15 protein-coding genes are annotated in these 22,980 nt (G+C 61.2%); 13 read left to right on the top strand and 2 right to left on the bottom strand.

What is annotated here, in order from left to right; translation table 11 throughout:
* Window positions 1-165: 165 nt before the first annotated feature.
* From RCJ00_RS05300 to RCJ00_RS05255, 10 genes are all read left to right on the top strand, one after another.
* Window positions 166-1,629, top strand: coding sequence for a glucoamylase family protein (locus RCJ00_RS05300; protein ID WP_316220704.1), 1,464 nt, complete (start codon window positions 166-168; stop codon window positions 1,627-1,629).
* On the top strand, window positions 1,630-2,901 hold the full coding sequence (locus RCJ00_RS05295; protein ID WP_316220702.1) for a sugar ABC transporter substrate-binding protein: 1,272 nt from the start codon (window positions 1,630-1,632) through the stop codon (window positions 2,899-2,901).
* Window positions 2,898-3,791 (top strand): carbohydrate ABC transporter permease, encoded by an 894-nt coding sequence (locus RCJ00_RS05290; RefSeq protein WP_316220701.1) that lies wholly within the window; start codon window positions 2,898-2,900, stop codon window positions 3,789-3,791. Before RCJ00_RS05295 ends, RCJ00_RS05290 begins: the two co-directional genes overlap by 4 nt.
* Window positions 3,788-4,618: a carbohydrate ABC transporter permease gene (locus RCJ00_RS05285; RefSeq protein ID WP_316220700.1), complete on the top strand. Its 831-nt coding sequence runs from the start codon at window positions 3,788-3,790 to the stop codon at window positions 4,616-4,618. The genes RCJ00_RS05290 and RCJ00_RS05285 overlap by 4 nt, the downstream gene beginning before the upstream one ends.
* A gap of 24 nt (window positions 4,619-4,642) precedes the next feature.
* Window positions 4,643-6,913: a glycoside hydrolase family 3 N-terminal domain-containing protein gene (locus RCJ00_RS05280; RefSeq protein ID WP_316220699.1), complete on the top strand. Its 2,271-nt coding sequence runs from the start codon at window positions 4,643-4,645 to the stop codon at window positions 6,911-6,913.
* 17 nt (window positions 6,914-6,930) lie between these two features.
* Window positions 6,931-8,460: a tryptophan halogenase family protein gene (locus RCJ00_RS05275; RefSeq protein WP_316220698.1), complete on the top strand. Its 1,530-nt coding sequence runs from the start codon at window positions 6,931-6,933 to the stop codon at window positions 8,458-8,460.
* Window positions 8,461-8,737: 277 nt separating this feature from the next.
* Complete coding sequence (locus RCJ00_RS05270) at window positions 8,738-9,745, top strand: LacI family DNA-binding transcriptional regulator (protein ID WP_316220697.1); 1,008 nt, start codon at window positions 8,738-8,740, stop codon at window positions 9,743-9,745.
* A 91-nt stretch (window positions 9,746-9,836) separates the two neighbouring features.
* The gene (locus RCJ00_RS05265; RefSeq protein ID WP_316220696.1) at window positions 9,837-12,731 is read left to right on the top strand and encodes a TonB-dependent receptor domain-containing protein; all 2,895 of its coding nucleotides are present in this window, start codon (window positions 9,837-9,839) and stop codon (window positions 12,729-12,731) included.
* A gap of 91 nt (window positions 12,732-12,822) precedes the next feature.
* Window positions 12,823-15,111, top strand: coding sequence for a glycoside hydrolase family 3 N-terminal domain-containing protein (locus RCJ00_RS05260; protein ID WP_316220694.1), 2,289 nt, complete (start codon window positions 12,823-12,825; stop codon window positions 15,109-15,111).
* Window positions 15,112-15,113: 2 nt separating this feature from the next.
* Window positions 15,114-16,964, top strand: a complete 1,851-nt coding sequence (locus RCJ00_RS05255) for a family 43 glycosylhydrolase (RefSeq protein WP_316220693.1) — start codon at window positions 15,114-15,116, stop codon at window positions 16,962-16,964.
* A gap of 30 nt (window positions 16,965-16,994) precedes the next feature.
* Here RCJ00_RS05255 and RCJ00_RS05250 read toward each other — a convergent pair whose 3' ends face one another.
* Window positions 16,995-17,681 (bottom strand): DUF6445 family protein, encoded by a 687-nt coding sequence (locus RCJ00_RS05250; protein WP_316220692.1) that lies wholly within the window; start codon window positions 17,679-17,681, stop codon window positions 16,995-16,997.
* Window positions 17,682-17,735: 54 nt separating this feature from the next.
* The gene (locus RCJ00_RS05245) at window positions 17,736-18,011 is read right to left on the bottom strand and encodes a hypothetical protein (protein WP_316220691.1); all 276 of its coding nucleotides are present in this window, start codon (window positions 18,009-18,011) and stop codon (window positions 17,736-17,738) included.
* 334 nt (window positions 18,012-18,345) lie between these two features.
* Here RCJ00_RS05245 and RCJ00_RS05240 point away from each other — a divergent pair, with 334 nt between their 5' ends.
* The 3 genes from RCJ00_RS05240 to RCJ00_RS05230 all read left to right on the top strand — a co-directional run bounded on the left by RCJ00_RS05240 (window position 18,346) and on the right by RCJ00_RS05230 (window position 22,925).
* Window positions 18,346-18,972 (top strand): RNA polymerase sigma factor, encoded by a 627-nt coding sequence (locus tag RCJ00_RS05240; RefSeq protein WP_316220690.1) that lies wholly within the window; start codon window positions 18,346-18,348, stop codon window positions 18,970-18,972.
* On the top strand, window positions 18,959-19,930 hold the full coding sequence (locus tag RCJ00_RS05235) for a FecR family protein (RefSeq protein ID WP_316220689.1): 972 nt from the start codon (window positions 18,959-18,961) through the stop codon (window positions 19,928-19,930). Before RCJ00_RS05240 ends, RCJ00_RS05235 begins: the two co-directional genes overlap by 14 nt.
* A 103-nt stretch (window positions 19,931-20,033) precedes the next feature.
* Complete coding sequence (locus RCJ00_RS05230; protein ID WP_316220688.1) at window positions 20,034-22,925, top strand: TonB-dependent receptor; 2,892 nt, start codon at window positions 20,034-20,036, stop codon at window positions 22,923-22,925.
* The last annotated feature ends 55 nt before the right edge of the window (window positions 22,926-22,980 follow it).

The following is a 22,980-nucleotide window of genomic DNA, read 5'->3' as shown; positions in this document are numbered from 1 at the left end:
TTTACCGGGCTTTAATCTGGGCACTTTTGTTCGTGTGTAACGGCATATATCGGCGTTGACAAGAAAATTGTAAGCGTTTACAGCCTTGACCCAAGTTCGCATATAAGGCCGAGTAAGGGCCGCTGTCCGGTCCAATTTGGGCCGTCTGTAGTACAGGGAAAAGGTATGATTAGTCGTCGCAATCTGTTGCTCGCCACGGGGGCTGTCGTTGGTTTGGCGGCCTGTGCCAAAAAACCGGAGGCGCAGACGACGGACTTCGACCCGCAACTGGCCGATCTGCACAGACGTACCTTCAATTATTTTTGGGATACGACAGACGCCCGCACCGGCCTTGCGCCGGACAACTGGCCCAATCCGGATTTCTGCTCAATCGCGGCGACCGGCTTTGCGCTTACCGCCTATTGTATCGGCACGAAGAACGGCTATGTCAGCCGCTTCGACGCCGCCGAACGCACACGCATCACCTTGCGCACCTTCTGGAACGGGCCGCAGGGGCCGGACACCAGCGGTACCATGGGCCATAAGGGCTTTTTCTACCATTTTCTGCATATGGACAGCGGCCTGCGCTATCGTAATGTCGAGCTGTCGAGTATCGATACCGCTTTGCTGCTGGGTGGGGTGCTGACGGCGGCCGGCTTCTTCGACGGCGGTAATGCGATCGAAACCGAAATTCGTGACCTGGCGCGCAAGATCTATGAGCGGGTCGACTGGACCTTCCTGGCGCGCGAGTCGGGGCTGGTCAGTATGGGCTGGCATCCCGAAAGCGGTATGCGCGACCACGACGCGCAGGGCCTGATCAACCGGAACTGGGATCGCTACAACGAAGGCATGATTGTCTATCACCTCGGCATGGCGTCGCCGACCCATCCCTTGCCCGCCAAGGCCTGGCAATCCTGGATGGCGACGCTCAATACGTGGGGCGACAATTACGGCGAACCGCACCTGGGCTTTGCGCCGATGTTCGGGCATCAGTATTCGCACGGCTGGTACGATTATCGCGGCATTGCCGACGCCTATATGCGCGGCAAGGGCATCGACTATTTCATCAATTCGAAGCGCGCCACCGAAGCGCAGCGCAACTATGCCGTCAAGAATCCGGGCGGCTTCAAGGATTACGGCGCCGATATATGGGGTCTGACCGCCTGCCGTGGGCCGGCCTATGTCAAGGGCATGGTCAACGGCCGTGAGGTCCAGTTCCAGGAATACAGTGCGCGCGGACCACAGACGGGTGACAAGGAGGGGCTGGACGACGGCACTATCGCGCCCACCGCCGCGGCCGGTTCGGTCATGTTCGCGCCGGATATATGCGTGCCGGCCATCAAGGCGATGATCGATCGGTACGGCAGTGCCCTGTATGGCAAGTATGGCTTCCTGGATGCCTTTAACCCCAGTTTTCCGTCGGACCTGCCGTCAAAGACGGGCATCCACACGGCCAAGGCGGGCTGGGTGTCGAACGATTATCTCGGCATCGATCAGGGCGCGATCCTGATCGGCCTGGAAAACTACCGCTCGGGCTTCGTTTGGGATATATTCAACCGCAGCGCCACGACCGGTCCATTGGTTCGCAAGGCGTTCCTGGCGGCTGGGTTCGAACCGGTCGCTGCTTCCGGCCATTGGTTGAACACCTAGATGCATACCGACCGGCGCAGGTTTGGACTGGCTCTGGCGTCCCTTGCGGCCGCCACGCCGGTGGCCTGCGCGCGGCCGGAGCGCCCCTTGCGTATCTGGGCGATGGGCCTGGAAGGTGAGGCGCTCGACCGTTTTGGCCGGGATTTCGAAACCTTGCATCCCGACATGCCGGTCCGCGTCCAGGCCTTGCCGTGGGGCGCCGGGCATGAAAAGTTGCTGACCGCGTTTGCCGCCGACAATTTGCCCGACGTGGTGGCGCTGGGGAATACCTGGATCGCCGAGTTTGCGGCATTGGGGGCATTGCAACCGCTCAATGCGCGCCTGGCGCACAGCACCATCAACCTCGACCGCTATTTCGACGGTCCGCGTAAGGCGGTGACGGTCGGCGACGACATACTGGGCGTTCCGTGGTACGTCGATACGCGTCTGCTGTTCTACCGCAAGGACCTTCTGGCCACGGCCGGGTTCAGCAGCGTGGCCAAGACCTGGGGCGGCTGGGATGAGCAACTGGCGGCGCTGTCTGGGGCACGGCGCGGCGGCAAATATGGGCTCCTCATGCCGTTCGCTGAATACGAACCCCTGGTCGCCTTTTGTCTTCAGGCGGACGAACCGATCCTGATGGACAGCGCGACGCGGGGCGGTTTCCGTCAGAAGAGCATTCGCGACAGCTTCGCTTATGCTGCGTCCCTGTATACGCGCGGCTTCGCCAACCGGCTGACCCATTCGGAAGTCACGGACGTCTATTCGTCCTTTGCCCGCAGCGATTTTGCCTTCATCATCACCGGCCCGTGGAATCTGGCGGAATTCGCCCGCCGCCTGCCGTCAGACATGCAAGGGAAATGGGCGACCGCGCCCCTGCCGGGACCCAAGGGGCCGGGTGTGTCTTCCGCCGGCGGCGTGTCGATGTGCATACCGAAAACGTCGCGCAAGCCGGATCAGGCCTTCGCCTTCATTCAGTACATGTGCGCACCGGAACAGGCGGCCGCCTTTTACCAGCAGACCAGCGATCTGCCCGCCGACCGGGGGGCGTGGCATTTGACCAGCCTGATGCGCGATGCGCGGTCGCTGACCTTCTTTGACCAGTTGAACCGAACGCGTCCGCCGCCCCAGGTGCCCGAATGGGAGCGGATCGCCAATGAGATGGGGGCGGCCTTGGAACGCGTGGTGCGCGGGCTTACCACGCTGGACGCTGCCCTGAAATCGCTCGACGAATTCGCCTGGCGGGCCCTGGCCAAACGCCGGTCGCTTCTGGAAACCCGGGGTGTGGCATGACCGCGATCCGCTCCCTGCTGCGCGATCTGGCGCCGGGCCATGTCTTCGTACTGCCGGCCATGCTGGTCTTGGCCCTCTTTTTCCTGGTGCCCGTTTTCGGCGCGCTGGCCATGTCGTTCACCGATTTCGACATCTATGCCATGGCCGATCTGAAAAACCTGCGCTTCATCGGTCTGGACAACTATATCAACCTGCTCCACACGCCCCTGTTCTGGAAGGCCTTCGGCAATACCTGCTATTTCGCTCTGGTCGGTGCGCCTTTGTCGATCATCGTCTCGCTCGGCATGGCCATGGCGCTCAATGTGCCCGGCGTCGGGCTCAAGCCTGTGTTCCGCACGGCCCTGTTCGCCCCCTATGTTGCCACACTGGTCGCCGCCGCCGTCATCTGGCGCTACATGCTGGACGCGCAGTATGGCTGGCTCAACCAGTTCCTGCTCGTCATCGGCCTTCGCCCCATCGACTGGCTGGGCAACCCGCATTTTTCCATGCCGGCGATCATCCTGTTTTCGGTGTGGAAGAATTTCGGCTACAACATGCTGATCCTTCTGGCGGCGCTGCAACGCATCCCCGACGACCTGTACGAAGCCGCCCGCGTTGATGGTGCCGGGCCGTGGGAGCGCTTCATCCACGTCACCTTGCCGGGCGTGGCCCCCAGCCTGTGGATGGTGGCCTTGCTGACCGTCGCCGGTTATTTTCAGCTGTTCGCGGAGCCCTATGTCATGACCCAGGGCGGCCCGGCGCAATCGACCGTGTCGCTGCTGTATTTCATGTATCAGGATGGCTTCAAGTGGTGGAACCTCGGCCACGCCTCGGCCACCGCCTTTATCCTGTTCGCCGTGCTGATCGGGCTTAGCTTCCTGCGGCCTAAGGGCGAGGAGGTGTTCGCATGACGATGCCCCGCCTGACCGTGGAAAAGGTCCTTGTCACCGCGCTTCTGGTCGTTGCCTCCCTGGCCGCCAGCTTCCCGCTTCTGTGGATGGTCTCCATGTCCTTCATGCCGGAAGCCGAAGCCAACGCCTTTCCGGCGCGGCTATTCCCGCATGATCCGACCCTGGCCAATTACGCGGAGCTGTTCGCCCATCAGCGCATGGGCCGGTTCCTGGTCAATTCTCTGCTGGTTTCGTCGTTGGCCACGTGTCTGTCCCTCATCTTCAACGTCACCGCCGGTTATGCCTTCGCCAAGCTGGAGTTCCGCGGGCGGCAAAAGCTGTTCCAGTTTCTGCTGGCCCTCGTCGTCATCCCCGGACAACTGACCATGCTGCCCCTGTTTTTCCAGTTGAAGACCCTGGGCCTGCTCAATTCCTATGGCGGGGTTGTTGTGCCGTTCATGGCCTCGCTGTTCGGCATTTTCCTGGTGCGGCAATATGCGCTCAGCCTGCCTGACGAAATGCTTCAGGCGGCCCGTGTCGATGGCGCATCGGAATGGCAGATTTTCCGCCGTATCGTCCTGCCCAACCTGTCGCCGATTATCGTGACCCTGGGCGTCTTTACCTTCCTCATGGCCTGGAATGACTTTCTCTGGCCGCTCATCGTCCTGTCCGACGATCACAACTACACCCTGCCGCTGGCGATCGCCTCGCTGTCGCAGGAACATATTCAGGATTCCGGTATGGTGATGGCCTGCGCCACGGTCACCATCGCACCGGTCATCCTGCTTTTTCTCGCCCTGCAACGCCACTATGTCCGCGGTCTGCTCGCGGGCAGCGTGAAGGGCTAATTATATTCACAGGAGTAACGCTCAATGAACGCCTTTAACCCCTCCCGCCGATTTTTCCTGAAAGGCGCCGTCGCCACGGCCGCCCTGGTGCCGGTCGCCGCTCCCGGCTTCGCCAAGGTGACACCGGCGCCCGATCCCTTCATCGAGAAGCTGATCAAGAGCCTGACGGTCGAGGAAAAGGCCGGCCAGCTCAGCCTGTACGGCGATTCCACCCGCTTTGACGGCGCACCGATCAACCCGACCTCCGAACAGGCCCAGACCAAGGAAAAGGTCAAGGCCGACATCGCCGCGGGCAAGATCACCGGCCTGTTCAACGGCATCGGCGTTGCCGGTGGCCGCGAATTGCAGCAGGTGGCGATCGAGCAGTCACGCAGCAAGATCCCGCTGATCTTCGGCGGCGATATCATTCACGGCCTCAAGACGACTTTCCCGATTCCGCTGGGCGAGTCCGCTTCGTTCGATACCGACCTGGCCATGCGCACCGCGCGTGCATCGGCGCTGGAAGCCACGGCCAAGGGCATTCACTGGACCTTCGCGCCCATGGTCGATGTGGCGCGCGATCAACGCTGGGGCCGCGTCGCCGAAGGCTCGGGTGAAGACACCTGGCTGGGCATCCAGCTGGCCATTGCCCGCGTTAAGGGCTTCCAGGGCAACAACCTGAAGGACGATCGTACCATGCTGGCCTGTCCGAAGCATTTCGCGGCCTATGGCGCGGTGCAGGGTGGCATGGAATACAATACCGTCGATATTCCCGAAACCACCCTGCGCGAAGTGCACCTGCCGCCGTTCAAGGCCGCCTTCGACGCCGGCGCTATCACCACCATGTCGTCGTTCAATGACATTGCGGGCGTGCCGTCGACCGGCAATCATTACCTGCTGACCGATATCCTGCGCGGGGAGTGGGGCTTCAAAGGGTTGGTCGTATCGGACTACACCTCCGAAGAAGAACTGATCCTGCACGGCTATGCCGCCGACGGCGCCGACGCGACGGCGAAGTCGCTCAATGCCGGTTGCGATGTGTCGATGCAGTCGGGTCTCTATATCAAGTACCTGCCCGAGCTGGTGAAGTCGGGCAAGGTCAAGATGGCCACGCTGGATGAGGCTGTGCGCCGTGTGCTGTACGTCAAAAAGGCGCTGGGCCTGTTCGACAATCCCTACCGTTCGCTCGATCTGGGCCGGGAGCAGACCGATGTGCGCCGTGCCGACACCATTGCCTTGGCCCGCGAGGCCGGACGCAAGTCGTGCGTGCTGCTCAAAAACGAAGGCAATCTGTTGCCACTGCCCAAGACTGGCAAGACGGTTGCCCTTATCGGGCCCTTCGTCAACGACAAGGAAAATTGCCCCGGGCCATGGGCGGTCTTCCCCGACGTGGCCTCATGCGTGCCGCTGGAGCCCGCCTTCCGCGCCGTGTTGGGCGACCGACTGACGGTGGTCAAGGGATCGGATGTCGAAGCCCCGATCGATGGCGGTATCGCCGCTGCGGTCAAGGCCGCCCAGGCGGCTGACATCGTGGTCCTGGCCATCGGTGAGGCCGGCAACATGTCGGGTGAGGCGCAGTCGCGCGTCGATATTTCCGTGCCCGCGCCGCAACTGGCCCTGGCCGAGGCGGTCGCCGCCACGGGCAAGCCGGTCGTCGTTCTGCTCAAGCATGGCCGCGCCATCGCGCTGACCGGCGCGGTCAGGAATGCCCAGACCATCCTGTGCACCTGGTTCCTTGGCTCGGAAGAAGGCCATTCCGTCGCCGATCTGGTTTTCGGCGACTTCGCGCCTCAGGGCCGTCTGCCGGTGTCCTTCCCGCAAGCTTCCGGCCAGGAGCCGTTCTATTACAATCACCGCATCACCGGTCGCCCGCAGATCACCGACGACAAGAATTTCAAGTCGCGCTATCGCGAAGTGACCAATGAAGCGCTGTATCCGTTCGGGCACGGCCTGACCTATTCCACCCTGTCCTATGGCGCGACGGCGGTATCGACGGCCACCCTGACCCTGACCGGGTCGATCCAGGTGACGGCTACCGTGACCAATACTGGCGCGCGCCGGGCGCACGAAGTGGCTCAACTCTACATCCACGACAAGGTGGCCTCCATGACCCAGCCGATCCGAGCTCTGAAAGGCATCAAGCACCTTGACCTAGAGCCTGGTCAGAGCGCTACGGTGACGTTCGAGCTGACGGCCGCCGATCTGGCCTTTGTGCATCCGAACCTCAAAACCGCAGCGGAAGCCGGACGCTTCGACGTCTGGGTCGCGCCGTCGGCCACGGGCGGTACGCCGGCGACGTTTGAACTTAAGGCCTGATAGATAGGGGCGTGGTCGTGCAGACTTCCTTGATCAAGACCATCACCATTGTCGGCGGTGGCACGGCGGGATGGATGACCGCGGCCCTTCTGTCCAAGCTGCTGCTCGGGCGCTTCCAGATTACCCTGATCGAATCCGAGGACATCGGCACGATCGGGGTGGGGGAGGCGACCATCCCGGCGATCAAGGTCTTCAACCAGTTGCTCGACCTCGACGAGGTCGCGTTCCTGAAGGCGACGCAGGGCACGTTCAAGCTCGGCATCGAATTCGTCAACTGGCGTGACAAGGGGCACAGCTACATCCACGGCTTCGGCAAGATCGGCGTCGATCTCATGTGGCTGCATACCCATCAGTTCTGGCTGAAAATGTTCCCGAAGGGGGGCGCTAAGGATTTCGACCACTACGCGCTCAACACGCTGGCGGCGCGGCGCAACCGGTTCAATATCCGCCGTCCCGACGATTCCCCGCCGATGTCGGATATGGACTACGCCTATCATTTCGACGCCTCCCTCTATGCCCGCCACCTGCGCGGCCTGTCGGAGCGGCGCGGGGTGCGGCGCATCGAAGGCCGGATCACCCAGGTCGTGCTGCGGCCAGACACCGGCTATATCGACACTGTGGTTTTGGAAAGCGGCCAGACGGTGGGCGGGGATCTGTTCATCGACTGTTCGGGGATGCGCGGGCTTTTGATCGGAGAGGCGTTGGGTGTCGGTTACGAAGACTGGAACCATTGGCTGCTTAACGACCGGGCCTATGCCGTGCCGTGCGCACATGGGCGCTTAGAGGGTGATATCTCGGGAAGTCTAACCCCCTATACCCGGTCCACCGCCCAAGCGTCGGGCTGGCAATGGCGCATCCCATTGCAACATCGTATCGGTAATGGTCACGTCTATTCGAGCGCCTATCTGAGCGATGACGAAGCCGCCACGACCTTGCTCAGGAATCTGGATGGCCAGGCCTTGGCCGATCCGCGTCAGGTCAGGTTCCGTCCCGGCAAGCGCCTGCGGGCGTTCGAAAAGAACTGCGTCGCCATCGGCTTGTCCGGTGGGTTTCTGGAGCCGCTGGAATCGACCAGCATCCATCTGATCCAGACCGGCATATTGCGCCTGCTGGCCCTGTTCCCCGGTTCGTCGTTCGACGCGCGTGACATTGCCGAATATAACGCCCAGACCGATTTCGAATATCGCGACGTCCGCGATTTCATCATCGCCCACTATAAGGTCACGGATCGCGAGGATACGCCGTACTGGGCCTATCTCAAGCATATGGAGATCCCGGACTCCCTGGCGCAGCGCATAGACCTCTTCCGGTCGTCGGCCCGCTTCTTCAAGCATTCGGCCACCGAATTGTTCCATGAGGAAAGCTGGGTTCAGGTCCTGTTGGGGCAGGGGCTCGATATGCGTTACGACCCGATGGTGGACATGATACCGGAAGACCAGGTTGCCGCCTATCTGCGCGATATCGAAGAGGTCATAAACGAATATGCCGATGGCATGCCGACCCATGCCGACTTCATCGCCCGCTATTGTAAGGCCCCGCCGCTTTAGGTCTTGATGGTGTAACCCGCTGGCCACTGTATCGGCGGATTATGGCGTCCAACGGCGGTCATCAACATGCCTCAGCTTACCGTACATTTTCATATTTAGTTGTTTTCATTAGCATTTTTTATTTGTCGGACATCTGTCTGAATTTGTGTAAGCGCTTACAAACGCGTTGACAATCAAGGTGTAAGCGGTTACGGGTGGCCCAAATATGACAGAATTTTCATGAATGGCTCGAATTGCGGCATGAAAATGGCATAAATAACGGGAGTGATTTCGGTCAATGCGCGGCGCCACATTAAAGGATGTTGCCAAGGAAGCGGACGTCTCCATCGCGTCGGCTTCGCGCGCCATAAACGGCCTCGACAATGTGGCCGAAGGTGTGCGGACGCGCGTTCTCGAAGCCGCCGCCCGGCTGCACTATATCCCACATGGCGGTGCGCGGGCGCTGGCCATGAATCGCACCAATACCATTGGCCTGCTGCTGCCCGACATTCACGGCGAGTTCTTTTCCGAAATCATTCGCGGCGTCGATGTCGCGGCGCGGGCGCACGGCTTGCATCTGCTGGTGTCGGGTTCCCACGGCGATATCCGGGAAGCGGGCGTGGCGGTTATGGCCATGTCCGGTCGTGTCGATGGGCTTCTGGTCATGTCGCCTTTCGTCGATTCGCAGGATATGGGCGCGGTCCTTCCGGTCAGCCTGCCGCTCGTCACCATTGCCAGCCGTATCGGAGACGGCAGTTCTGGCTCGATAACCGTCGACAATTTCGCCGGCGGCCGTATGGCGGTCGATCACCTCATCCGCCAGGGCTGCACGCGGCTGGCACACATCAGCGGTCCGGCAACCAATTACGAGGCGCGCGAGCGCCAGCGCGGGTTCGAGACGGCGGTGGCCGAGGCCGGCACGCACGTGGCGTGGAGCGCGGTCGAAGCCGGTGACTTTGGTGAGGATTCTGGATTTCAGGCCATGCGCCGCCTGCTGGCCGCCGATGTACGGCCTGACGCCGTCTTTACAGGCAACGACATGATGGCGGTCGGCGCGCTCTTCGCCCTGAAAGAGGCGGGGCTTAAGGCGCCGGACGATATTGCCGTTTTGGGATTTGACGATGTGCCCATCGCACGCTTCGTCCAGCCGGCCCTCAGCACGCTTAGGGTAGGTGTTTATGAATTGGGTCGGCAGGGTCTGGAACTGCTGGTCAAGGCGCTTGCCCGACCGAGCGGTGCGCCATCGGCCGAGCGCATAGTGATTTCTCCCGAATTGGTCATTCGGGAAAGCAGTAAGAAAGTCTGACCGGCGAAGCATACACAGAGTGGCCTCAAGCCAAAGGCGAGGCTGCGGCATCTAAAACAAGCTTACACAATAGTGTGGAGGAAGAAGAGTAATGATTAAGTTTTCAAAATCGCGTTTGGCTGTAAGCGCTTCCATAGTCGTCCTGTCGGCGGCGCTGGTTGTTGCCTCGCCATCGTTCGCCGCCGATACCTCGACCCTTCAGGGCCACGTCGTCAGCGCCCCGGCCGGTACGCAGGTTACAGCGACCGACACCAATACCGGTGCCAAGACTTCAGCTTCGGTTCGAGCTGATGGGACCTACGTTATTGTCGGTCTGCGCCCGGGCAACTATAAGATAGCTGTTGGCGCTGCCAGCGAAGTTGTAACGCTGGCCGTGGGCGAAACGACGACGCTCGATCTCGACGCCGCTGCCGCGCCGGAGCCGACGACGACTGTTACGGTCACGGCCCGCCGCAAGGAAGTGCGCACGTCTGAAGTTGCGACCAGCGTGTCGCAGACCCAGATCAACAGCCTGCCTCAGAATGGCCGTAACTTCCTCAACTTCGCGGCCTTGGCCCCCGGTGTGTCGGTGAGCGCCGATGCTGAAAATAAGCAGTTTCGCGGTGGCGCCACCTATTCCAATCAGGTCAATGTCTTTATCGATGGACAAAGCCAGAAGAACCAGGTGTTGCAGGGCGGCACGATGGGCCAGGACGGTTCGCGCGGCAATCCGTTCCCCCAACTCGCCATCCAGGAATTCAAGGTTTCGACCCAGAACTTCAAGGCCGAATATGAGCAGGCCGGTACAGCCATCATTTCGGCCGTAACCAAGACCGGTGGTAACGAATTCCATGGCAGCGCCTTTGCGACCTATCAGTCCAAGGACATGATCGGTCAGCCGAAGTTTCAGCGTGATACCCCCAAAGGCGACTATCAGAACACGGAATATGGCGCTGACATAGGTGGTCCGATTATCCGGGACGTGCTGCACTTCTACGCCGCCTATGAACACCGCAAGGACCAGCGTCCCACCGACGCCATCCTGATGCCATCTGCATCTACATTCATTCCGCAATCTTTGGCCACGGCGTTGCAGGCTGAAAACGGGGCATTCCCGAAGGACTTCACCGAAGACCTATATTTCGGCAAGCTGACCTGGACGCCGGATGATACCAATACCATTGACCTCGCCCTTCAGGATCGGGAAGAGGATGATTTGCGCAGCGCAGGCACCACCGCCGCGCACTCACGCTGGAATACGCAGAACCAGTATGTCCGTCAGGGCTCTATCTCCTGGAAGTATCGTGAGGAAAATATTCTCAACGAAATGGCGGTTGAGTACCAGTCCTACCACTGGCGCAACACGCCGCTCTCGACCGATCCGGCAATTGCTCTGGTCAAGGGCGGTGGTTCTTTCGACGTTCTGGCGACCTTGGGTGGTCTGTCCTATGCTCAGGAAAAGGCTCAGGAAAATCTAACCTTCCGAAACAACATGACCTTTACGGGTATTGATTGGCACGGACAGCATGTCATCAAAGCAGGCGTAAAGCTGGCGCTTTATAACTATATCGCCAACGAAGCTGACCACTTTGTCCCGGAATTTCAGTACGCAGCAAATAACTATACGTACGGTGGTTCCAGCAACGTCCCAATACGCCTCATCATTTCGGATGGTGATCCGCGCCTGACAAGTAAGAATAATCAGTGGGGGCTGTTCATTCAGGACGACTGGACGGTTGACGAGCACCTGACGTTAAATCTCGGCGTGCGTTGGGACTATGAGACCAACATGCTGAACAACAAGTTCGTAACCGATCCGCAAGTCGCTGCGGCACTCCGCAGTTTTACCAACTTCAAGAATGGCGGATTTAATCCGGAAGACTACATCAGCAATGGTCATAACCGTAAGTCCTTCACCGGTGCCTTTGCACCGCGTCTGGGCTTCTCCTATGATGTTCGCGGCGATCGCAATCTGGTCGTATTTGGCGGCTTTGGCCGTTACTACGACCGGTCCATATATGATAACGCGCAACTGGAAACACGCCGCACTCAGTTGCACATCGTAACACTCGACGTGGTGCCTGCGGGTACGACGCCGCCCGATAATCACACCATTGCGTGGAACCCCGCCTATGCGACAGACTACACAGCTCTGTTGGCGGCGGCTAAGGCGACGGGTCAAAAGGGCGAAATCTTCGCTCTGAATAACGAAACCAAGGTGCCGTATTCCGATCAGTTCAATATCGGTGTGCGCAAGCAGTTTGGCGCTATCTCCACGAGCCTGACATTGGCGGATATCAACTCGAAGAACATGTTCAGCTATGTGCTGGGCAACCGTCAGCCTGATGGTTCTTGGTGTCAGTATGGTCCGCAATACGCGTGCCAGCCGTGGGCTTATGGCCTGCCTGGATATGGCAACTTGATCATTTCGACCAACGATCAGCAGGCCAAGTATCAAGCCATCTATCTGACGGTGGACAAGCCCTATACCCGCTCTTCGCACTATGGCTACAGCGGTACCCTGACCCTGACGGACGCGAAAGCCACCGGTCACAATGATCGCTTCATCTTCGACTATGCCATGCCGCATGACTCCGGATGGCACGGTGCGGAAGGTGTCGATAAGTGGCGCTTCGTCGGTACCGGCATTGTCGATGGCCCATGGGATACCCAGGTCTCGGCCTTCGTCACCTTGGCTTCCGGGGCGCCGTTCGATTACATCGATAATACGGGGCCGGCGCTTCGCATTATTCCGGGCGGCATCTATCCGAAGGACAAGATCGCTTACCAGAACGTCGATATGCGTATCTCCAAGGACTTCGAACTGCCCAGCGGTCAGACGATTACGCTTGAAGGACAGGTCTATAACCTGTTCGATTCAGTGAATCGGACCTACTCCGGCTGGGGTGGCGGTTTCAACGGCGGTAGTGGTGCCACCGGCGCCGGTGACAACAATACCACCGGCTCGGCCCGTTCGTTCCAGGTCGGTCTGCGTTACAAGTGGTAAGTCTTTAGTATCCTGGTGACTGAGTAACTTTGCTGGGGGGAGAGCGGTTTGTTTTCCCCCCTTTTTTATTCCAAAATTTCGGGCGTTTTTTATGTCAAATTCTCGCGTACAGGCCGGGGTGTCGCGCCGTGGCTTTCTGGGCGGGGCCGTGTCCGGCCTGGCCATTGCCGGTGTGGCCTCGGGCTTTGCTCCCGCCTTCGCCGCTCCCAAGGATGCCTTTATCGACGGCCTGATCGCTAAGATGTCGCTCGAGGAAAAGGCTGGGCAACTGAGCCTGTACAGCGATCCGGTGCGCACCGAAGCGGCCACTTTCAATCCGTCGGTGGCCAGCGTGCCCAAGACGCAGATGCTGGCCGATATTGCGGCGGGCAAGATCACCGGCCTGTTCAACGGCATGGGCGTGGCGCTGGGGCGCGAATTGCAAAAGGCCGCGGTTGAAACCTCGCCGCACGGTATTCCCCTTATCTTCGCCGCAGACATCATTCACGGCATGAAGACCGTCTTCCCGATCCCGATGGCCGAGGCGGCGAGCTTCGATCCCGAATTGTCGCGCCGCACCAACCGTGTGGCCGCGTTGGAAGCCACCGCGTGCGGTTTGCACTGGACCTTTTCCCCGGCGGTCGATGTGGTGCGTGACCAGCGCTGGGGGCGCACGGCCGAAGCCGCCGGCGAAGATACCTGGCTGGCCTGTCAGTTCGCCGCCGCGCGCGTCAAGGGCTTCCAGGGCGACGACCTGAAGGCCGAGACCTCGCTGCTGGCCTGCCTGAAACATTTTGCCGCCTATGGCGCCGTCGAAGGCGGCATGGACTACAACACCGTCGAAATCACCGAACAAACCCTGCGTCAGACCCATCTGCCGTCGTTCCAAGCGGGCATTACCGCCGGGGCATTATCCGTCATGTCGTCGTTCAACGACATCGGCGGCGTGCCGTCCACCGGCAACCGGCGTCTGCTGACCGACATCCTGCGTGGGGAAATGGGCTTCAAGGGCTTTGTGGTGTCCGACTTCACGTCCGAAGAAGAACTGATCCTGCATGGCTTCGCCGCCGATGGCCGCGACGCCGCCAAGAAGGCTATTCTGGCCGGGTGCGATATGTCCATGCAATCCGGTATCTACATGAAATACCTGCCCGACCTGGTCCGCAGCGGCGAGGTGCCGATGGCTGTGCTCGATGAGGCCGTGCGCCGCGTTTTGCGCGTCAAGCAGGCGATCGGCCTGTTTAATAACCCGTACCGCTCGCTCGACGCCAAACGCGAGCAAACGCAAATGCGCCTGCCGGAAAGCCTGGCCCTGGCGCGCGAAGCCGCCCGGCGCGCCTGCGTCCTGCTGAAGAATGATGGCGATGTCTTGCCCCTAAAGAAGACCGGCCAGAAGATCGCCCTGATCGGGCCGCTGGCCGACGACCTGAACCAACTCAACGGCTATTGGGTCGTCTTCCCCGATACGCGCAAGGATACCACAGTGGCCATGGCCATGCGCGGCATTGTCGGTGACGGCAATCTGAACGTGGTCAAGGGCGCGGACATCGACGCGCCCATCCCCGGCGGTATCGACGCGGCCGTGGCTGCGGCCAAGGCGGCGGACGTCGTGGTGCTGTGTATCGGCGAAGGCCAGGAAATGTCGGGAGAGGCCCAGTCGCGCACCGAAATCACCGTGCCGGCGGCGCAGCAAGCCCTGGCCGAAGCCGTGGCGGCGACGGGTAAGCCGGTGGTTGTCGTCCTCAGCCATGGTCGCGCGCTGGCGCTAGATGGCGCCGTCCGCAACGCCCAGGCCATCCTGTGCACCTGGTTCCTCGGTTCGGAGGCCGGCAATGGCGTTGCCGATCTTCTGTTTGGAGATCACAGTCCGTCGGGCCGCCTGCCGTGCAGCTTCCCGCAGAAGTCCGGTCAAGAACCCTTCTATTACAACCACCGCACCACCGGGCGGCCGCAACTGTCGGAAACCGACGTCAATTATCGCACGCGTTATCGCGACGCCAGCTTCGAGCCGCTCTATCCCTTCGGCCACGGCCTGACCTATGGCCGCATCGCCTATGGACCGACGCAGCTCAGCGCCGACAGCCTGCCGTGGGCGGGTCAGGTGACGGTGTCCGTCACCATCGCCAATTCGGGCACGCGTCCCGGGCATGAGGTGGCTCAGCTTTATATCCGCGACCGTGTCGCCTCGGTGACTCAGCCGATCCGTTCGCTGAAAGGCGTGCGCCATCTCGATCTGGCGGCGGGCGAAAGCAAGACCGTCACCTTTGCCCTGACCCGCGCCGACCTGGCGTTTGTTGGGCTTTCCATGAGCTGGCAGGCCGAACCGGGTGAGTTCGATATCTGGATCGCCCCGTCATCGTCCGCCGGCACATCCGCCCGTCTTAAGCTGCTGAAGGCTTGACGATGAAAAAGACGCTTGCCCTGATTACCGTGTCGCTGCTGGCGATGAGCGCGCCGGCCCACGCGGAGCAGAAAACCTACGCCAATCCGGTCGATATCGATTACCGCTACAATTTCGAGCAGATGAACGAAGGCATTTCCTACCGGACCGGGGCTGACCCCGCGGTGGTGACGCATGACGGCGCCTATTACATGTTCCAGACCCTGGCCGACGGCTACTGGCGTTCGACCGACCTGATCCACTGGGACTTCATCACCCCGAGCCGCTGGCCGTTCGAAAGCATCGTGGCGCCCGCGCTCGTGTCGGACGGCAAGACGCTCTACATCATGCAGTCGCATACCCGCCAGACCGGTCTGCTCAAAAGCGACGATCCGGCGTCGGGCAAGCTTGATTTCTGGGTACGTCGCACGCCGCCCGTGCCGACCGCGGTGCGTGAGGGCGCGGACGACAGCCATCTTGGGCCCGATCAGGTTCAGCCCAGCCCGTGGGATCCGGGCCTGTTCATCGATGATGACGGCAAATGGTACATGTATTGGGGATCGTCCAACGTCTATCCCATCTATGGCATCGAAATGACGCCGCAACCCTTTGCCTATAAGGGCAAACCCAAGCGCTTCATCTGGATGGACCCCGAACACCACGGCTGGGAACGGTTCGGTCAGGACCATTCCGGCACGCTACCCAACGGCACGCCGATCAACCCCTACAGCGAAGGGGCGTGGATGACCAAGGTCAATGGCAAATACTATCTGCAATACGGTGCGCCGGGCACAGAATACAATGTCTATGCCAACGGCACCTACGTATCGGACAAACCGCTTGGGCCCTTCACCTATGCCGATTACAACCCCGTGGCCTATAAGCCCGGCGGCTTCGTCGAAGGGGCGGGGCATGGCTCGACCTTCAAGGACCTGCACGGCAATTACTGGAACACCGGCACGCCGTGGCTTGGCTATAACTGGACGTTCGAACGCCGTATCGCCATGTTCCCGGCCAAGTTCTACGACGACGGCCAGATGGCGGTGTCGGCGCGCTTTGGCGATTTCCCGCACTATGTCCCGACCGGTAAGGTCGATGATCCGGACAGTCTGTTTACCGGCTGGATGCTGCTGTCCTACCGCAAGCCGGTAGCAGTATCGTCCCAGCACGCGCCGGTCGAAGGCCAGGATTTTTCGGCCAAGAACGCCACGGACGAAAATCCGCGCAGCTTCTGGCTGGCCGCCGACAACACACCGGGCCAGACCCTGACGGTCGATCTGGGTGGGCCAAAGACGGTGCGGGCGATTCAGGTCAATTATGCCGACTACAAGTCCGGCCTCTATGCCGACAGCCCGGACATCTATACCGAATTCACGCTTGAGGCGTCTTCCGACGGGCAGACCTGGACCCGGGTGGCGCAAACCGAAGCGCCGCGCCGCGACCGGCCAAACGCCTATTTCGAACTCGAACACCCGGTGACGGCGCGCTATATCCGCTACGTCCACGGCCATATCGGCGCACCGAACCTGGCCATCGCTGATCTGCGCGTTTTCGGCACCGCGCCGGGGCGGGCACCCAGCCGGCCGTCGGGCGTGAAGGCGGTGCGCGATACCGATCAACGCAACGCCCATATCGCCTGGAAGCCGGTGAAGGGCGCTGTCGGGTACAATGTCCGCTGGGGCATCCGGCCGGATCGTCTGACCCTGACCTATCAGATCTTCGCCGAAGACGACGATAAGGAGTTCGGTGGCCGTCAGCATGGGAACGCGCTGGACCTGCGTGCGCTCAATGTCGGCGTCGGCTACTATGTGGCCGTCGAAGCCTTCAACGAAACAGGTGTATCGACCCTGAGCCCTGTGGTGAAGATCCGCTAAGCCGGCCGGCGTTTGTGTGCGGCAAATGCGCTAAGCCGCACGCCCGCGCACAAACAGGTTGGCGGTCAGGCGTCCGGTCATGGGGTCGTCACTGAGGACCATGTCCGGCGGGATGATGCCGCTATGGAGCAGGCTGCCCTGATAGATGGTCACGCGGTCCGGCACGGCGTCGACCTGGCCGATCTGCTCGAAAAACGGGTTTGAGCCCAGGATATAACCTGACTGAGGGGCCTCGGCGTGTTCGCGCTTCATGGCGTCGAGCAGGATGGGCATGTTGTCTTCCGTCACCCGTTCGATGCCTGTAGCGCGGTGGCGGAAAAAAGCCGTGCCGCTGCCCGGTGTCGGGCTCAGATAATGCAGGACGGCCAGGTGGTTTGGGTCCGTGTCGTCGAAATGGGGCGCGCGTTGGCGCGGAGTCAGCTCGGCTGCCGTCCGGGTCACCATGGAGAAGCTCGTCTCCAGCCAATCGAACGCATCGACATCGAAGGTGCCGCCTATAAAGGGGGCCGCGTCTTCCAGTAGGCGCTCTGCATAGGCATAGGCGGCCGTGTCGTCCGGCGTAATGAGGCGCCGCACGCCGGGATAGTAGGTAGTAGCTGGTGGAAACGGGGCTAGGGCTGCGGCCAGGGTACGGATATGGCCGGTCATCTGGCTGAAGCCGTCGATGACGACGACGCGGCTGTCATCCTGGCCAAAGGTCAGCAATTGCGGTTTCATGCATAGGTCCCGTTTGTCCGGACTATGGCCGATCGTGCCACGCATGGAAAGTGGTCAGAGCCAGTGAATGTCCGCATCGGTGCGAGGACTGCGGTGCAGGGTAGCCGCCCGCGTTTTTATAAGTGTCGCGACGTCTCCGGCGCGGGCCTTCGATACCGGCGTAGCGAAGATCTCGTCTATATAGGCATCCATTCGGGCCAGGTCGTCGCGTCCCGCGCCGCCGCACCAGGCGCGAATCACCTGCTTCAGCGCCGTATGGACCATATCGCTGTCCGTTATCCCCTGTTGCAGGCGGCGCATGACGACATCTATTTCGCTGTTCAGTTCCATTCGCCACCTAAGATCTTGTTTTTATGAATTTTTAATCCGGTTGGGCCGATGTTTTTCGACGGACATCCGGGCACTGGTGTAGGGGGGAGCAAATAAATTTGCGATGAGGAGCGATTCGTGAATCAAGAGTTTACCACACGCCTGCTGGTCGTGGCCTGTGGTGGGCAAGCCACAGGTCGCGGGCAAAACCGGATGCTGATCGCGGCTCTTTGAATTGTAGTATAATATCGCAGATTCTATGATATGACGGCATCGGGCGTCGCTAATTGCGTTCGCCCGATAAAAAGACGTGGACACACGCATAAAAGAGTCTTGGGGAGCGGCGGAAAAATCGATGGCAGGCATCGTACATAACAGTGAGGCGCGGCGCGCGCTTCTGAATTTTGTCGGTACGCAGATACTGCCGCATGAGGCGGACCTGCGGCAATGGCTGTTGCGACTGGGTGTGAAAGCGCATGAACTCGACGATATCGTTCAGGATGTCTATTGCCGCCTGCTTCGGCTGGAGCGGTTCGAGCATATCGAAGACCCGCGCGCCTATCTGTTCCGGTCGGCGCGCAATGTCCTTTTGGAACAGGTCCGCCGCAACCGCGTGGTATCGATCGTGACGGTGCAGAATCTCGACGAACTGGGCATTGCCGACATGGGGGCCAGCCCCGAAGCCGCCGCCGGGTCGCGAGCCGAGTTGACGCGTGTGCTGGGTTTGATCGAGGCCTTGCCCGAACGGTGCCGGCGCGTATTCGAATTGCGCAAGGTGCATGGCCTGTCCCAGGCGGAAACCGCCCGCGCCATGTCGATCAGCGAAAACATCGTCGAAAAGGAAACGGCCAAGGGGCTCAGCCTCATCCTGCGCCAGATGGCGGACAATGGCGCGGCCGTGGTTAAGGCGCTTAAGCCCAAACTGTCGCAACAGCCAGGCGACGATAAGCGGGGCGGCGAGAGGTTATATGTCGCGGATTGACGAAGACGCAGCACGATGGGTGGCGCGTCTGAATGGTGACGCCAGCGCAGAGGACCGGGTGGCGTTCGACGCCTGGTACGCCGCTGACCCGCGTCATCAGGGCGCCTATCTGCGTGCCGAAGCGGCTTGGACGATGCTGGACCGCGCCGAGGTGATGGCGCACGGCGATCCCGAACGGGCGCAACAGGCGCTGGACCGCACGGTGCGCACAGCCCGGTCGGCGATGACGCGGCGCTACGCCATGGGCGCAGGCATGGCCGCCAGTGTGGCGGTGGCCGTCGCCATTGGGTTCGCGCTGAAGGACCGCCTCAGCATAGCGACCCGCCTGGGCGAACTGCGCAGCGTGCCGTTGCAGGACCGGTCGGTCGCGGCCGTCAATACCGATAGCCGCATCGACGTGGACATGACTTCGCGCCTGCGCCACGTCGCCCTGGTCAAAGGGGAGGCCTGGTTCGAGGTGGCCAAAAATCCGGAGGTGCCGTTCGTGGTGTCGGCGGGTGATATCCGCGTGCGCGCCGTAGGAACCGCGTTCAGCGTCCGCCGTCGGGCCGGCGGGGCCGATGTGCTGGTCACCGAAGGTACGGTTGAAACCTGGACGGTGCATGACACGGAGCGGCGCGTCACCCTGACCGCCGGGCACGAAGCCTTCATGCCGGAAACGCCGCAAACCGTCGCCGTGACTTTCCGGCCAGACGATGTCGAACGCCGCCTGGCGTGGCGCACACGTGAAATCGTGCTCAATTCGGAAACCCTGCGCGAGGCGGTGGCCGAATTCAACCGCTATAATGCCCGGCAAATCATCATTGCCGACCCCGCCATAGGCAGCGAAACCCTTGTCGGCGGATTTCACGTTGATCAGCCCGACACCTTTGCCCGTGCGGTACACGGTGCCCTCAATGTGCCGGTGTCCATAGGCGACGACCGTATCATAATTGGTACAGCCGCCGCCACATCCTGAAAGTTTATCGTACAATTCGGCGGAAATTTCGTGCCCGCACATCTTGGTTTGCAGAAGGGGAGACGAAGCCTCTCGGAAACACAAGATTCAGGGAACATATCTTATGACATACTGGAATTCAGGCCTGCGCGCCGCCCTCATGGGCACGGTTGCGGCGGTCGTCATGGTCGCTCAGCCCGCGGCCGCTCAGGCCACCCGCACCTTCAATATTCCGGCGCAGGACGCCGCCACCGCCATTCCGGCCTTTGTCAGGCAATCGGGTCTTCAGATCCTGGCCACGGCGTCCGATCTGGAAGGGGTGCGCACCAACGCGGTTTCAGGCGCCCTGACCACAGATGCCGCGCTGAAGTCGCTGATCGCGGGCACGGGCCTCAGCATCAAGACCAGTGATGGCGCCTCCGCCGTCATTGTCCGGGCCGACACCGCCGAAGCCGCCGCCACGCCTGCCGCCGCAGAGGCCGCCGCCGACCCCCAGGAAGTGGTCGTCGTCGGCATGCGCAAATCGTTGCGCGACGCGCTCGACGTCAAACGCCGCGCCACCGGCATTGTCGAAGCCGTGTCGTCGAAGGACATCGGCGCCTTGCCGGACGTCACCATCGCCGAAACGCTGAACCGCCTGCCCGGCGTCATGGCCGCCCGCGATCGCGGTAATGACAGCCAGGCCTCGATCCGTGGCTTAGGCGCGCGCATGGTGCTGGGGACGGTCAATGGCCGTGAAGTCGCGTCGTCCGAACCGGACCGCAATGTGCGTTGGGAAGTCTATCCGTCGGAAGTCATCGCCGGGGCGTCGGTCTATAAGTCGTCGGAAGCCCGGCTGATTTCGGGCGGCATTTCCGGTACGGTCGATCTGCAAACCATTCGCCCGCTGGAATATAAGGGGCCGTCCGTCGTTGTGCGCGCCGGACCGGTCTATTATGACGGGGGTTCGGCGTTTCCGGGCTATGACGGCACGGGCTACCGCGCCTCGGCCTCCTTCGTCCATAAGTTCTCCGACCAATTCGCCGCCGTACTGGGCCTGACGTCCCAGGTCCAGAAGAACGGCTATGAGTCGGTTCAGGGCTGGGGCTACAATTCCGGCGCCGACAACGGGCCGGTTCTGGCCAGCCAGCCGACGACCAAATACAACACCCCATGGGGCGCGCAGGCCGAAGCCAAACGCCTCAAGGAAACACGGGTAGGGGCCTCGCTCGGCCTGCAATATCGCCCGAGCGAGAATTTCCAGCTCGGTTACGACCTGCTCTATTCCGATATCAAGATCAATGAGTTGCAGGATCAGGCCTGGTACGGTGACGGCGTCTGGGGCAATTGGGACGGCGGCAATTACACCAACTATGTCGACGGTGCCGCGGCATCGGGCAAGCAGCCGACCATCGTCAATGGCGACGTGGTGGCGGCGACCGTCACCTGGGCCGGCGACAAGTCAGTGGTGGCGCGCTACACCGAAGACAAGACCTTGATCGTTCAGGGCCTGAATGGCCGCTGGACCTCGGAACGCTGGACGGTCAGCGCGGACGCCTCCTATTCGAAGGCCGAACGGCATAACCTGTGGGCCGCCAACGAATTCCAGTACTGGCCCAACCAGATGAGCTACGATTTCACCGGCAAACCGGTGATCACCGTTTCTTCGGCGCCGCAATCCAATGCCCAGACGACGGCGACCGGCCAGACGACGCTTGGCGCCGTCACCGACGAACTGACCGCGCTGCATATCGATGCCGAGCGTCATTTCGACGGCGGCCCGTTCAAGAGCCTGCTGTTCGGCGCGCGGACATCGGAACGCACCAAGGAACTGGGTCAGAAGAGCGGCACGGTCACGCCGATCATCGGCACGGTTCCGGCCAGTATGCTGACGGCCTATCAATTCAAGAATTTCAACGTGCCCACCATTCTGACCGGTGACTTCGGCGCGCTGGCCCGGACGATCTACGGCACGTCGTTCGACATTGATCCCAAGACGACGCCGATCACCGACACGGTCAAGGAACGGGTGTCTGAGGCCTATGTCGAAGGCACCTACGCCACCACCTTCGCCGGCGTGCAGGTGGACGGCAATATCGGCGTGCGTGTCGTTGACGTGAAGGCGGATTCGACCGGCACATCGACCGTGGCGGGCAACTGGGTCGAAACACCGCCGGGCAGCGGCGTCTGGGTGCAGCAGATGGTGACCACGCCGGTCACCGGCGGCACCAGCTACACCAAGGTCCTGCCGTCGGCGACGGCGCGTTTCGATTTCGGCGAGGGACGCTTCCTGAAGCTGTCGGCAGCCAAGGTTATTTCGCGCCCGCCGCTCAATGACATGATCATCACGCGTCAGATATCTTCGACCGCGCCCTATACCGGCTCGTCGGGCAATCCGTATCTGCGGCCGTTCGAAGCCAACCAGATCGACGCCAGCTACGAATACTATTTCGGCAAGGATGCCTTGGCGGCGGTCAGCGCCTATCATAAGGATGTCAGCCACTTCGTCGGTTACGCCTCGCGTCAGGAAACCATCAACGGTAACGCCTATACCCTGACCTCGCCGGTCAATTCGACGAAGGGCGGGCGCATCGACGGCGTCGAACTGACTTACCAGTCGTCATTCGCCTTCGTCGGGCTGGACGCGTTTGGCATCTATTCCAACTACGCCTATGTCGATTCCAACCTGAAGGAGATGACGGCGGGGCTGCCGCTCAACGGTCTGGCCCGCCACACGGCGACACTCGACTTCTGGTATTCCAACCATGGCGTCGATGCCCGCCTGGGCACCAAGTACCATTCGGAATATACCGCCATCTACGGGTGGGATGATTCCCAGCTTATCCGTGTGCGTCCGGAAACGACGATGGACCTCAGCGTCAGCTATCAGGTCAATCCGCGCATCCAGGTGCGGTTCCAGGCCAACAACCTGCTCGACACGCCGCTGCGCACCTATAGCGACAATCGGCCGACGCGGCTGGGGCGCTATGACCTCTACGGTAAGCGCTACCTGCTCGACCTGACATTCAAATACTGATTTCCGTTTTCGGGATGTCTTTTCGGCCGGGACCTTCGGGTTCCGGCCTTTTTTT

Origin of the sequence: Asticcacaulis aquihabitans, assembly GCF_032490435.1 — a bacterium.
GTDB lineage: Bacteria > Pseudomonadota > Alphaproteobacteria > Caulobacterales > Caulobacteraceae > Asticcacaulis.
Note: the sequence above shows the minus strand (reverse complement) of the source record. Positions and strands in the feature narration are given on the sequence as shown.

Coding starts and splice junctions, on each gene's coding strand:
- RCJ00_RS05245 (WP_316220691.1), bottom strand. CDS start 18,011: ATGGAACTGAACAGCGAAATAGATGTCGTCATGCGCCGCCTGCAACAG.
- RCJ00_RS05260 (WP_316220694.1), top strand. CDS start 12,823: ATGTCAAATTCTCGCGTACAGGCCGGGGTGTCGCGCCGTGGCTTTCTG.
- RCJ00_RS05280 (WP_316220699.1), top strand. CDS start 4,643: ATGAACGCCTTTAACCCCTCCCGCCGATTTTTCCTGAAAGGCGCCGTC.
- RCJ00_RS05300 (WP_316220704.1), top strand. CDS start 166: ATGATTAGTCGTCGCAATCTGTTGCTCGCCACGGGGGCTGTCGTTGGT.
- RCJ00_RS05295 (WP_316220702.1), top strand. CDS start 1,630: ATGCATACCGACCGGCGCAGGTTTGGACTGGCTCTGGCGTCCCTTGCG.
- RCJ00_RS05235 (WP_316220689.1), top strand. CDS start 18,959: ATGTCGCGGATTGACGAAGACGCAGCACGATGGGTGGCGCGTCTGAAT.
- RCJ00_RS05265 (WP_316220696.1), top strand. CDS start 9,837: ATGATTAAGTTTTCAAAATCGCGTTTGGCTGTAAGCGCTTCCATAGTC.
- RCJ00_RS05270 (WP_316220697.1), top strand. CDS start 8,738: ATGCGCGGCGCCACATTAAAGGATGTTGCCAAGGAAGCGGACGTCTCC.
- RCJ00_RS05285 (WP_316220700.1), top strand. CDS start 3,788: ATGACGATGCCCCGCCTGACCGTGGAAAAGGTCCTTGTCACCGCGCTT.
- RCJ00_RS05230 (WP_316220688.1), top strand. CDS start 20,034: ATGACATACTGGAATTCAGGCCTGCGCGCCGCCCTCATGGGCACGGTT.
- RCJ00_RS05255 (WP_316220693.1), top strand. CDS start 15,114: ATGAAAAAGACGCTTGCCCTGATTACCGTGTCGCTGCTGGCGATGAGC.
- RCJ00_RS05290 (WP_316220701.1), top strand. CDS start 2,898: ATGACCGCGATCCGCTCCCTGCTGCGCGATCTGGCGCCGGGCCATGTC.
- RCJ00_RS05240 (WP_316220690.1), top strand. CDS start 18,346: ATGGCAGGCATCGTACATAACAGTGAGGCGCGGCGCGCGCTTCTGAAT.
- RCJ00_RS05250 (WP_316220692.1), bottom strand. CDS start 17,681: ATGAAACCGCAATTGCTGACCTTTGGCCAGGATGACAGCCGCGTCGTC.